This is a genomic window from Burkholderia singularis (assembly GCF_900176645.1).
Lineage (GTDB): Bacteria > Pseudomonadota > Gammaproteobacteria > Burkholderiales > Burkholderiaceae > Burkholderia > Burkholderia singularis.
Window position 1 is genome coordinate 71,833 of the sequence record NZ_FXAN01000025.1, and the last position, 12,418, is coordinate 84,250.

The window sequence follows — 12,418 nt, forward strand, 5'->3', positions numbered from 1 at the left end:
GATGAAAACGAAAGACGGATTTTATAATACGTCTTTCGTCGCGACGGGCCGCGCCCGTTCCAGCCGCCGCGATGCCCGCAACCAGCCGCTCGTTATGTCCGACAACGCCTCTTCATCGCCCTCTCCGGTCGCGCTCGTCAAGGCAGGCCAACGTTATACGTTCGACGGCGCGCACGGCTCGGCCGACGCGCTCGCGATCGCCCGTTATTTCACCGCGCATCGCATGCAGGTGCCGCTCGTCGCGGTGATCTGCGCGAACGCGGTGGATGCGCAACGCCTCTCGCAAGAACTCGGCTATTTCGCACCCGATGCGCGCGTGCGCGTGCTGCCCGACTGGGAGACGCTGCCTTACGACACGTTCTCGCCGCACCAGGATCTCGTCTCCGAGCGGCTCGCGACCCTGCACGACCTGGGCGAAGGCCGCTGCGACATCCTGCTCGTGCCCGCGACGACCGCGCTGTACCGGATGCCGCCCGCATCGTTCCTGGCCGCCTACACATTCGCGTTCGCGCAGGGCGAGCGGCTCGACGAGGCCAAGCTCAAGGCACAGCTCACGCTGGCCGGCTACGAGCACGTGAGCCAGGTCGTGCGCCCCGGCGAATACTGCGTGCGCGGCTCGCTGATCGACCTGTTTCCGATGGGCTCGCCGCTGCCGTACCGCATCGACCTGTTCGACGACCAGGTCGACTCGATCCGCTCGTTCGATCCGGACACCCAACGCAGCCTCTACCCGGTGCGCGACGTGCGCCTGCTGCCCGGGCGCGAATTTCCGTTCGACGAACACGCGCGCACCGCATTCAGGAACCGGTGGCGCGAGACGTTCGAGGGCGACCCGAGCCGCGCGCCGATCTACAAGGACATCGGCAACGGCGTGCCGTCGGCGGGCATCGAATATTACTTACCGCTTTTCTTCGACGAAACCGCAACGCTCTTTCACTATCTGCCCGAGCGCGCGCATCTCGTGTTCGCGGGCGATCTCGACGCATCGATCAAGCGTTTCACCGCCGATACCAAGCAGCGCTACGCGTTCCTGTCGCACGACCGGGAGCGGCCGATTCTCGAGCCGAAAAAGCTGTTCCTGTCCGACGACGATTTCTACGCGCTCGCCAAGCCGTTCGCGCGCGTCGCGCTGCCCGCGCAGCCCGAGGGCGGCTGGGCCACGCCGCTGCCGCCGCTCGCGCTCGATCGCCACGCGGACGATCCGCTCGCCGCGCTGCGCCGCTACCTCGACACGACCGCCAACCGCGTGCTCTTCACCGTCGAATCGGCGGGCCGCCGCGAGACGATCGCGCAGCTTCTCGCCGACAACCGTCTGCGCCCGGCCGCCAACGACAGCTTCGCGTCGTGGCTTGCGAGCGACGAGCGCTTCGCGCTTGGCGTCGCGCCGCTCGCAAGCGGCTTCGCGGTGCCGGGCGAAGGCTGGGCGATCATCACCGAAACCGAGCTGTACGGCGCGCTCGGCCGCCGCACCGGCCGCCGCCGGCAGGAGCACGCAAGCAACGTCGACGCGATGGTGCGCGATCTGTCCGAGCTGAAGCTCGGCGATCCGGTCGTCCACGCGCAGCACGGCATCGGCCGCTATATGGGGCTCGTGTCGATGGATCTCGGCGAAGGCGAAACCGAGTTCCTGCATCTCGAATATGCGAGCGACAGCAAGCTGTATGTGCCCGTCGCGCAACTCCACGTGATCTCGCGCTACAGCGGCGCGGACCCGGACAGCGCGCCGCTGCACTCGCTCGGCTCGGGCCAGTGGGAGCGCGCGAAGCGGCGCGCCGCGCTGCAGATCCGCGACACCGCCGCCGAGCTGCTGAACCTGTACGCGCGCCGCGCCGCCCGGCAAGGCCACGCGTTCGCGCTCGAACCGCGCGATTACGTGAAGTTCGCCGACAGCTTCGGCTTCGACGAAACGCCCGACCAGGCAGCCGCGATCGCGGCCGTGATCGGCGACATGACGAGCGGCAAGCCGATGGACCGGCTCGTGTGCGGCGACGTCGGCTTCGGCAAAACCGAAGTCGCGCTGCGCGCGGCGTTCATCGCGGTGATGGGCGGCAAGCAGGTCGCGCTGCTGTCGCCGACCACACTGCTCGCCGAACAGCACACGCAAACCTTCATCGACCGCTTCGCCGACTGGCCGGTGAAGATCGTCGAGCTGTCGCGCTTCAAGTCCGCGAAGGAAGTGAGCGCGGCGATCCGGCAGATCAACGAAGGCAGCGTCGACATCGTGATCGGCACGCACAAGCTGCTGTCGTCGGACGTGCAGTTCAAGCGCCTCGGCCTCGTGATCATCGACGAGGAGCACCGCTTCGGCGTGCGCCAGAAGGAAGCGCTCAAGGCGCTGCGCGCGGAGGTGGACGTGCTCACGCTGACCGCCACGCCGATCCCCCGCACGCTCGGCATGGCGCTCGAGGGGCTGCGCGACTTTTCGGTGATCGCGACCGCGCCGCAAAAACGCCTGGCGATCAAGACCTTCGTGCGCCGCGAGGAGGAAAGCGTGATCCGCGAGGCGATGCTGCGCGAGTTGAAGCGCGGCGGCCAGGTCTACTTCCTGCACAACGAGGTCGAGACGATCGAGGAACGCAAGACGATGCTCGAGGCGCTGGTGCCCGAGGCGCGGATCGTGATCGCGCACGGGCAAATGCACGAGCGCGAACTCGAGCGGGTGATGCGCGATTTCGTCGCGCAGCGCGCGAACGTGCTGCTTTGCACGACGATCATCGAAACCGGCATCGACGTGCCGAGCGCGAACACGATCATCATGCACCGCGCGGACAAGTTCGGCCTCGCGCAGCTTCATCAGCTGCGCGGCCGGGTCGGCCGCTCGCACCACCAGGCATACGCGTACCTGCTCGTCCACGATCCGCAGGCGCTCACCAAGCAGGCGCAGCGCCGGCTCGAGGCGATCCAGCAGATGGAGGAACTCGGCTCGGGCTTCTATCTCGCGATGCACGACCTGGAGATCCGCGGCACGGGCGAGGTGCTCGGCGACAAGCAGTCGGGCGAAATCCACGAGATCGGCTTCCAGCTCTATACCGAAATGCTGAACGACGCGGTCAAGGCGTTGAAGAACGGCAAGGAGCCCGACCTCACCGCGCCGCTCGCCGCCACGACCGAGATCAATCTGCACACGCCCGCGATCCTGCCCGCCGATTACTGCGTCGACGTGCAGGAGCGGCTGTCGCTGTACAAGCGCCTCGCGAACTGCGAGCACGGCGACGCGATCGACGGTATTCAGGAAGAGCTGATCGACCGCTTCGGCAAGCTGCCGCCGCAGGCGCACGCGCTCGTCGAGACGCATCGGCTGCGCCTTGCCGCGAAGCCGCTAGGAATCGTGAAGATCGACGCAAGCGAAGCGGCGATCGGGCTGCAATTCGTGCCGAATCCGCCAATCGATCCGATGCGCATCATCGACATGGTGCAAAAGCACCGGCACGTGAAGCTCGCGGGGCAGGACCGGCTGCGCATCGAGACGCGCACGCCGGATCTCGCGGTGCGCGTGTCGACGGTCAAGGAGACGCTGCGCGCGCTCGGCCAGCCGCAGAAGCCGCGCGAGCAGGCGGCGGCGCGCTGACGCGGGATGCCGCTGCGGCAGCGCAGCAGCGGCAGCGCCCCCCGCCCGGCTGCGGCGGCCGTGTGCCCCCGGCAGGACACCGAAAAACGCGGCATGCGATGCCGCGCGTTCGGCGCGGCGCGGCGCGGCTGCGGCACCGCGCCGAGTCATGCGAGCTCGAACGCGAACGACGGCACGCTGTTGCATCGCAATGCGCCGCGCCACAGCGTGCGGGGGCGTTTTTGGATATGATCTTTGCATTCCCCCGCCGGAGTTCCGCCATGTCTTTCGTCGACGCAACGGCACCGTCCGCTGCCGCTTCCCCGTCGCGCGCCGAGCCGATCAGCCTGGATTGGACCCGAAGGCTCGTGTCGATCGACACGACAAGCCGCGTGCCGAATCTCGGCCTCATCGAAATGGTCCGCGACGCGCTCGCCAATGCCGGCGTCACGTCGACGCTCACCCACGACGCCCGCGACGGCTGGGCGAATCTGTTCGCGACGCTGCCCGCGCACGACGGCTCGACCCATGGCGGGATCGTGCTGTCCGGCCACACCGATGTCGTGCCGGTCGACGGCCAGCAGTGGGACAGCGATCCGTTCCGGCCCGAAGTGCGCGACGGCAAGCTGTACGGGCGCGGCACCTGCGATATGAAGGGCTTCATCGGCGCGGCGCTCGCGCTGCTGCCCGAGATGCGCGCCGCGAAGCTCGCGCAGCCGATCCATTTCGCGCTGTCATACGACGAGGAGATCGGCTGCGCCGGCGCGCCGCTGATGCTCGCCGATCTGAAATCGCGCGGCATCGCGCCTGCCGGCTGCATCGTCGGCGAGCCGACCGGCATGCGCCCCGTGATCGCGCACAAGGGCGTCAACGTCTATCGCTGCTGCGTGCGCGGGCACGCCGCGCATTCGTCGCTGACGCCCAAGGGGCTGAACGCGATCGAATACGCGGCGCGCCTCATCTGCCGCATCCGCGACATTGCCGACGAGTTCCGCGCGCAAGGCCCGTTCGACGCGCTGTACGACGTGCCGTTTTCGACCGCTCAGACGAGCCTCATCAAAGGCGGCAACGCGGTCAACACGGTGCCTGCCGAATGCGAGTTTTCGTTCGAATTCCGCAATCTGCCGACGCTCGATCCCGATGCGATCTTCGCGCGCATCGACGCTTACGCGCGCGATACGCTGCTGCCGCTGATGCGCCGCGAGCATCCGAACGCGGCGATCGAGTTCTCGAAGGTGGCCGCTGCGCCCGGCCTCGACGCCGCCGAACAGGAAGCGATCACGCAGCTCGTGCGCTCGCTCACCGCCGACCAGGAAAAGCGCAAGGTTGCCTACGGTACCGAGGCCGGCCTGTTCCAGCGTGCGGGCATTCCGAGCGTCGTCTGCGGGCCAGGCTATATCGAGCAGGCGCACAAGCCGAACGAATACGTCGAACTCGATCAACTCGCATCGTGCGAACGCTTCCTGCGCAAGCTCGTGCACGGACTCACGCTCGCATGATGCGGCGTGCGGCCGCCGCGCGCGAGCCGCGGCCGCACGGACGATCGCCGCCGCTCTTTCGCCTCCGTTGCCGCCCGCTTCGCTTCTTTCGCCCTTCTCGATCCTCGCAAGCCCATGTCGACCTCCACGCACCGCCCCGAGCACCTGACGATCAACGGCGAGCCCGTCCCGACGCTCGACGAAATCGCCGCGCAGCATTTCGCGCTCACACCGTGGGTCACGCGCACGCCGGTTTTCGAGCGCGCCGACCTGCCGACGCTCGAAGGCACCCACGTGAACTTCAAGCTCGAATTGCTACAAGCGAGCGGCAGCTTCAAGGCGCGCGGTGCGTTCACGAATCTGCTCGCACTCGGCGCGGAGAGAAAAAGCGTCGGCGTGACGTGCGTGTCGGCCGGCAATCACGCGGCGGCCGTCGCTTACGCGGCGATGCGGCTCGGCACCAGCGCGAAGGTCGTGATGTTCAATAGCGCGAACCCGGCACGCGTCGCGCTGTGCCGCCAATACCGCGCGGAAATCGTGATGGCGTCGAGCCCCGCCGATGCGTTCGAGACCGTCCGCCGTATCGAGGCCGACGAAGGCCGTTTCTTCGTCCATCCGTTCAACGGCTATCACACGGTGCTCGGCACCGCGACGCTCGGCTACGAATGGGCGACGCAGACGCCCGATCTCGACGCGGTGATCGTGCCGATCGGCGGCGGCGGGCTGGCCGCGGGCGTGTCGACCGCGCTGCGGCTCGCGAATCCGCATGTCCATGTGTACGGCGTCGAACCCGAAGGCGCGGATGCGATGAGCCGAAGCTTCGCGGCAAATCATCCGGTCGAAATGGGCGCGATGCGCACGATCGCCGATTCGCTGATGGCACCGCACACCGAGGAGTACAGCTACGAGCTGTGCCGCCGTCATGTCGACCGAATCGTCACCGTATCGGACGACGCGCTGCGCAACGCAATGCGCTATCTGTTCGCGCACCTGAAATCGGCCGTCGAGCCGGCCGGCGCCGCGGCGACGGCCGCGCTGCTCGGGCCGCTGCGCGAGGCGCTGCAAGGCAAGCGGGTCGGCGTGTTGCTGTCCGGCACCAACATCGACGCCGCCACGCTCGGCACTCATCTGGAGCAGCAGCCGACGCCGCGCACGTGACGCCGGCCGTCAAGCTATCCCCAGTTCATGTCGAAAAGCTTGTTGATAAGCACCGGACAAACGCGCTAACGCGTTGATCGCGCGATACTTTGCGCCCGTGCTGCCTAATGCGGCCCGCGCCGGCGCGGGCTGAGCGCATACCGGCCAGTTATCCCCAGTTTCTGTTGAAAGATCTGTTGACAAGTTTTGGGCAGCATCGCTAAATGCTTGATGCGATTCGGATCGCCCGCCAAGGTGCAATGCGCCGCAGCGCGGCGTATCGCCGGCCGCGCGTGCCGCCAGCAATACGCTTTTCCACAATTTTTGTTGACAGGCTTGTTGATAACCGCCCGGACAAGCCGCCAAGCCCTTGAGCGCAAGGCGTTTTCCGTTCGCGCCCGCCGGGCTGGCAAGCGCGTCCCGGCAGAGTGGGCAGATAGCACGGCCGCCGGTACGCCCAAGCCTGCGCCGCTTCCCATTTCATCCACGAGGACGCCATGCGTTCGACATCGATTGCCGTCACGTTCAGCCTCACCCTCGCGTTGCTGTCCGGATGCGCCACCGCGCAATCCAACGCGGAACACGCGCCGGCGAACAACGGCGACGCGCTCTGCGCGCAGGCCGGCGGCATCCGGCAATTGCAGGCGGACCTGCTGTTCGGCCGCGACATCGCCGGGCACGGCTCCGTCACCGATGCGCAACGTGAGCGCTTCATCGCCGACGTCGTCACGCCGCGCTTCCCCGACGGCCTGACCACATGGGACACGCGCGGCCAATGGCGCGACCGCGCGACGAACCAGGTCGAACGCGAATCAAGCTTCGTGATCCGGATCGTCGCCCCGGACACGCGCGCGACGCTCGACAGCCTCGCGGAAATCCGGCGCGCGTACAGCGAGCAGTTTCACCAACAATCGGTCGGCCTGCTGCTCACGCGCTTGTGCGCGTCGTTCTGACTCATCAACTCACCGGCATCGGCCACGACGGCCCGGCTCAGCCGAACGGCGCTCATGCCGTCCCCGTCGTCGCGCGCGGCATCCGTGCGCCCGTCACGGCTTGTTGCTCTCGAACATGTCGATGATCTGCCGCTTCTCCTCGGGCGTGACCGGCGGCGGCGTCAGGCCGGCAGCGCCGGCCGAGCCCAGCGCGTCGTTCGCGTTCACTGTCGGGCTCGCGGCCGGATTGAAGTCGACGCTCGCGATGAAACCCGCGCCCGGCGTGCGATCGGCGTAATACAGCTCGCCGTCGATCGTCGTCAGCCCGTCCGGCATCGGCATCTGCTGCTCGGGCACGCCGGCGAGCGCCCGGCGCATGTAGTTCACCCAGATCGGCAACGCGAGTTGCGCGCCGAATTCGCGGCTGCCCAGGCTTCTCGGCTGATCGAAGCCCATCCATGCGACCGCGACGAGCGACGCCTGATAGCCTGCGAACCAGCCGTCCTTCGCGTCGTTCGTCGTCCCGGTCTTGCCTTGCAGATCCGCGCGGCCGAGCACATTGGTGCCCGCGCCCGTGCCCGCCGTCGCAACCGTGTGCAGCAGGCTGTTCATCACATACGCGTTGCGTGCGTCGATCGTGCGCGGCGCCGTGCCGCCCGCGGTCACCGGTTGCGCTTTTTGCAGCGCCTGCCCGCGCGCATCGTCCACTTCGGCGATCAGATAAGGATCGACCTTGTAGCCGCCGTTCGCGAACACCGCATAGCCGCTCGCGAGCTGCAACGGCGTGACGAGGCCCGCGCCGAGCGCCATCGGCAGGTACGGCGGCGTCTTCGCGGGATCGAAGCCGAAGCGCTGCGTGATGTATTGCTGCGCATACGACGTGCCGATCGACGCGAGAATGCGGATCGACACGAGGTTCTTCGAGCGCTGCAGCGCCGTGCGCATCGACATCGGGCCGTCGGGCTGGTCATCGTCCTTCGGCTCCCACGGCTGGCCGCCCGGCACGCTTGGCGGGAAGTACAGCGGCGCGTCGTTGATGATCGTCGCGGGTCCAAGCCCCTTGTCGAGCGACGCCGAATAGACGAACGGCTTGAAGCTCGAGCCCGGCTGCCGCCACGCCTGCGTCACGTGGTTGAACTTGCTCTTGTTGAAATCGAAGCCGCCGACGAGCGAGCGAATCGCGCCGTCCTGCGGCGCGAGCGCGACGAGCGCGCCCTCCACTTGCGGCAACTGCGCGATCTGCCACGCGCCCTTCGCATCCCGCATCACGCGCACGACCGAGCCCGGCTTGATGCGTATCGCGTCCGATGCGCGCGCGCCGAGCGCGCCGGCGACGAAACGCAGCCCGGCGCCGCCGATCGTGGTGGTCGCGCCGCCGACGAACTGCACCTCGACAGCGGCGGAAGACGCACCCAGCACGACCGCCGATTGCAGATCACCGTTGTCCGGATGGTCGGCGAGCGCGTCGTCGATCGCCTCGTCGCGCGCGTCGCCCGCGCTCGGCAGCGCGATGAAGCCTTCCGGGCCGCGATAGCCGTGGCGGCGCTCGTAATCCATGATCCCGCGGCGCACCGCCTGATACGCCGCCTCCTGATCGGCAGCGTTGATCGTCGTCGTCACCGTGAGGCCGCGCGTGTAGGTCTCGTCCTTGTACTGCGCATACATCATCTGCCGCACCATCTCGGCGACATACTCGGCATGCACCGCGTATTGGTTGCCCGGCGTGCGCGTATGGATCTCTTCCTTCACCGCTTCGTCGTACTGCGGCTGGGTGATGTAGCCGAGTTCGCGCATCCGCTTGAGGATATATTCCTGCCGCACCTTCGCGCGCTTCGGATTGACGACCGGATTGTACGCGGAAGGCGCTTTCGGCAGCCCCGCGAGCATCGCCGCCTCGGCGAGCGTGATGTCCTTCAGATCCTTGCCGAAATAAACGCGCGCGGCGGCAGCAAAGCCATACGCACGCTGCCCCAGATAGATCTGGTTCATGTACAGCTCGAGAATCTGATCCTTGGTCAGCGCCTTTTCGATTTTGTACGCGAGCAGCATTTCATAGATCTTGCGCGTGTACGTCTTTTCGCTCGACAGGAAGAAATTGCGCGCGACCTGCATCGTGATCGTACTCGCGCCCTGCCGCGCGCCGCCGTGCATCAGATCGGCAACGCCCGCGCGCAGGATGCCGAGAAAATCGACGCCGCCGTGCTCGTAGAAGCGATAGTCCTCGATCGCGAGCACCGCCTTTTTCATCACGTCGGGAATGTCCGCAAAGCGCACGAGACTGCGGCGCTCCTCGCCGAACTCGCCGAGCAGGACGTGATCGGCACTGTAGACGCGCAGCGGCACCTTCGGCTGATAGTTGGTCAACGCATCGAGCGAAGGCAGTTGCGGCCCCATCACGACGAGCGCGTAGCCGGCGAGCAGCGCGCCCACGACGGCGAGCGTCGCGATCAGCCCGACGAACCACAGCGCGACGCGTGAGCCGAACGTGCGCGCGCCGCCGTCGCGGCTCGTGCGGCGGGAAGCGCGGCGGTTATCATCGTCGTCATCGTCGGGGTAGTAGGCGCCGGCGGGCGAACGTCGTAGCGAATAATGATGCTCGTTCGTGGCACGGGAGGAAGGCGGTCGTTTGATAATCGGCATGTCGGGAATGGCTGCTCGCGGCGGCGCTCGGCAGCGCGCGGCGAACGCACGCAAAGCGCGTGCGGAGAATCGGCAAGACGTAGCGTCGCGAAAGAGTATCACGCCGGGCCGCCTCGACGAACGTCGAGCAGACGGCCGGCCGCGCGGCGCGACGGCGTCGTCGCCGCCGGCCGATCCCGCCGGCGCAGCCGCCGGTCGACGCCGCCGGTCGACGCATATGACAGCGCATTTTAATGAAATCGACGCGCGGACTTCGCGATTTTTTGTAAAAAATCTAAGGTTCCGTTGCACACCCCACCGACCGCTCGCCGCGAACGCGCTTATGATAAAAGACGCTGGCGCCCCCGGCCGGCACGCTTTCATTCTGAAAGACGCATCCGCCAAAATGAGACGGCGGGGTCTGGAAACCGCCGCCGTTCGCCCGCATGTCGGGTGGTCGCCGGGCCGCGGCGAAACGGTGCGCGCCGCGCGCGAGCCGCTGTATTTAAGGCGGGTTTAAGCGATCCGGTGGTGTAATATCCGCCGCACCGGCCGCTCGGCGCGGCAATGCACCGCACGCGGTGCGCGCACGCGCATCGTCATTTATCTACGGAGGAATTCATGTCGCTTTTCGACTCTATTTCGCGCACGATCAAAGGTCTGCTCAACGATGCGGCGGACTCGGTACAGGATCCGTCGCGCGACGCGCGGCAAATCGTGCGGGAGCTCGACGACAGCATCGGCCGCGCGGAAAACTCGCTGATCGAGATCGAAGCGCAAGTCGCCATGCAACGCAGCAAGCGCGACGCCGCAAGCGAGCGCGCGAAAAAGTATGAGGACGGCGCAAAGCGCGCGCTGCAGTCGGGCGACGAAAGCCTCGCTCGCGAAGCGCTGGCCGCGCAGGCCAACGCCGAAGCCGAGCGCGACGCGCTCGCGCGCGAACTCGAAGTGCTCGAGCCGTCCGTCGACAAGCTGAAGGCGCAGATCGCCGACATGCGCACGCGCCGCAACGATCTGAACGCGCGCTCGAACATCCTGCAGGCCAAGCAGGAAATCGCGCAGGCAAAGGACGTCGCGGCGACGGCACTCGGCGGGATCGGCGGCAAGAATCTGTCCGAGGATTTCCGCAAGCTCGAGGACAAGGTCGCCTTGTCGAACGCGCGCTCCGACGCACGCCTGAATTCGGCCGACTCGAACAGCGGCCGCGCGCTCGACGACAAGCTCGCCGCGTTGAACAAGGGCCCGTCCGTCGAGGACCGCCTCGAAGCGCTGAAAAAGCAACTGAACACGCCGGCCCAGCAGTAACGCAACGGCGGCTTGCCGCCAGCCGGCTCCGCGACGCGGCGGCCCCGCGTGCCAACGCACCGCCGCCGCGTGCGGTACCCGTAAGGAGACGGGCTCAAGCGCCCGAACCGACCATGAAAAAGCTTCTCGCAGCAGTCGGTGTGTCGTTGATCCTCGCATCGGCCGCCGCTTACGCAGCGGTACCGTCGCTATCGCAAATCCAGCAATCGATTGCGCAAGGCAATTGGCAGCAAGCCGACGCGCAGCTCTCGCAAGTCATCGACGCCTATCCGGATAACGCGCGCGCGCGTTATCTGTACGCCCAGGTGCTGGACCGCGAAGGACGCGCGGCCGAAGCGCTCGCGCAGATCGAGCGTGCGAAATCGCTCGATCCACAGTTGCGCTTCACCGATGCGTCGCGCTTCGCGCAAACCGAAGCGCGCGTGCGCGCCGACGCCCATCGCGCCGCCACGCTCGGCGAACGGGCGGCGACATCGGGCAGCGTGTTCGGCGGCACGACGCAGGCCGCGCAACCGGGCGCGCCGCAGTTGGCTCCCGCCGCGCCCGCGCATCGCGAGCCGTCGACCGGAATGTGGGTCGGCATCGCGCTCGTGATCGGCGCGATCGCGTTCGTCCTGCGCTGGACACTGCGCCGCGCGCGCTCGAGCGACGACAAGCGCTCGGACGACGAGCGCCGCGCACAATTGAAACGCGCGACCGAGCTTCTCAACGACGTGCGACCGCTCAAACTCGACGCGCGACTATCGACGGCCCCCAACGCGGCGGCGCTCAACGGCGAGATCGACGCGCTCGAAAGCCAACTGCGCGAACTCGTCGAAACATTGTCGAACGACAAGAATCCGGTGCCGCCCTACCGGCTCGACGAACTCGAACGGCAATTCGCGAGCCTGAAAGCACGCGTCGAGGGCCGGCCCGACCCGAGCGCGGCTGCCGCGCCCGCGGGCGGCTCAGGATCGGTTTTCGCACAGGAGGCCGACCGGATAAGAGGCACGCAGGGCCAGCCGCCCTACTCGCCGTATCCGCCGCAACAGCAGCCGCCCGTCGTGATCCAGCAAGGCGGCGGCTTCGGCGGCATGGGCGGGCTGCTGACCGGCGTGCTGCTTGGCGAGGCGATGTCGGGCGGGCGCGAGCGCGTGATCGAGCGCGACGTGATCGTCGACGACGAAGCCCGCCGCCGCGCTGCCCCGCCCGACCCCGGCTTCGATCTGGGCCAAGGCGCAAGCTGGGACGGCGGGGGCAGCGACGGCGGCGGCGTCGATTTCGGCGGCGGCGGCGATTGGAACAATAACGGCTGATATACCGTTTGACCGATACAATGGGCCGGAAACGGCCCGTTTTTTTGGGACCGCAAGTTTGTCAATCTTTTTAAGATGAACTATCGATAAGGGATCGGGTTCGTT

Annotated in this window: 7 protein-coding genes; 6 read left to right on the forward strand and 1 reads right to left on the reverse strand. The window is 67.2% G+C overall.

Annotated elements, in window-relative coordinates:
* Window position 1 precedes the first annotated feature (1 nt).
* The 4 genes from mfd (at window position 2) to BSIN_RS02330 (ending at window position 7,115) form a co-directional block, all read left to right on the forward strand.
* On the forward strand, window positions 2-3,568 hold the full coding sequence (mfd, locus tag BSIN_RS02310; RefSeq protein WP_089339387.1) for a transcription-repair coupling factor: 3,567 nt from the start codon (window positions 2-4) through the stop codon (window positions 3,566-3,568).
* A gap of 260 nt (window positions 3,569-3,828) precedes the next feature.
* Window positions 3,829-5,046: an acetylornithine deacetylase gene (gene argE / locus BSIN_RS02320; RefSeq protein WP_059513452.1), complete on the forward strand. Its 1,218-nt coding sequence runs from the start codon at window positions 3,829-3,831 to the stop codon at window positions 5,044-5,046.
* Window positions 5,047-5,160: 114 nt separating this feature from the next.
* Window positions 5,161-6,183 carry a threonine/serine dehydratase family protein gene (locus tag BSIN_RS02325; RefSeq protein WP_089339389.1) on the forward strand — a complete coding sequence of 341 codons (1,023 nt, stop codon included), beginning with the start codon at window positions 5,161-5,163 and terminating at the stop codon, window positions 6,181-6,183.
* A 476-nt stretch (window positions 6,184-6,659) separates the two neighbouring features.
* The gene (locus BSIN_RS02330) at window positions 6,660-7,115 is read left to right on the forward strand and encodes a DUF3574 domain-containing protein (protein ID WP_089339390.1); all 456 of its coding nucleotides are present in this window, start codon (window positions 6,660-6,662) and stop codon (window positions 7,113-7,115) included.
* Between the two features lie 93 nt (window positions 7,116-7,208).
* Here the strand turns inward: BSIN_RS02330 and BSIN_RS02335 are convergent, their stop codons facing one another.
* Window positions 7,209-9,734, reverse strand: coding sequence for a penicillin-binding protein 1A (locus BSIN_RS02335; protein WP_089339391.1), 2,526 nt, complete (start codon window positions 9,732-9,734; stop codon window positions 7,209-7,211).
* Between the two features lie 600 nt (window positions 9,735-10,334).
* Here BSIN_RS02335 and BSIN_RS02340 point away from each other — a divergent pair.
* Window positions 10,335-11,018: a PspA/IM30 family protein gene (locus tag BSIN_RS02340; protein ID WP_059513462.1), complete on the forward strand. Its 684-nt coding sequence runs from the start codon at window positions 10,335-10,337 to the stop codon at window positions 11,016-11,018.
* 113 nt (window positions 11,019-11,131) lie between these two features.
* Window positions 11,132-12,313 carry a tetratricopeptide repeat protein gene (locus BSIN_RS02345; protein WP_089339392.1) on the forward strand — a complete coding sequence of 394 codons (1,182 nt, stop codon included), beginning with the start codon at window positions 11,132-11,134 and terminating at the stop codon, window positions 12,311-12,313.
* The last annotated feature ends 105 nt before the right edge of the window (window positions 12,314-12,418 follow it).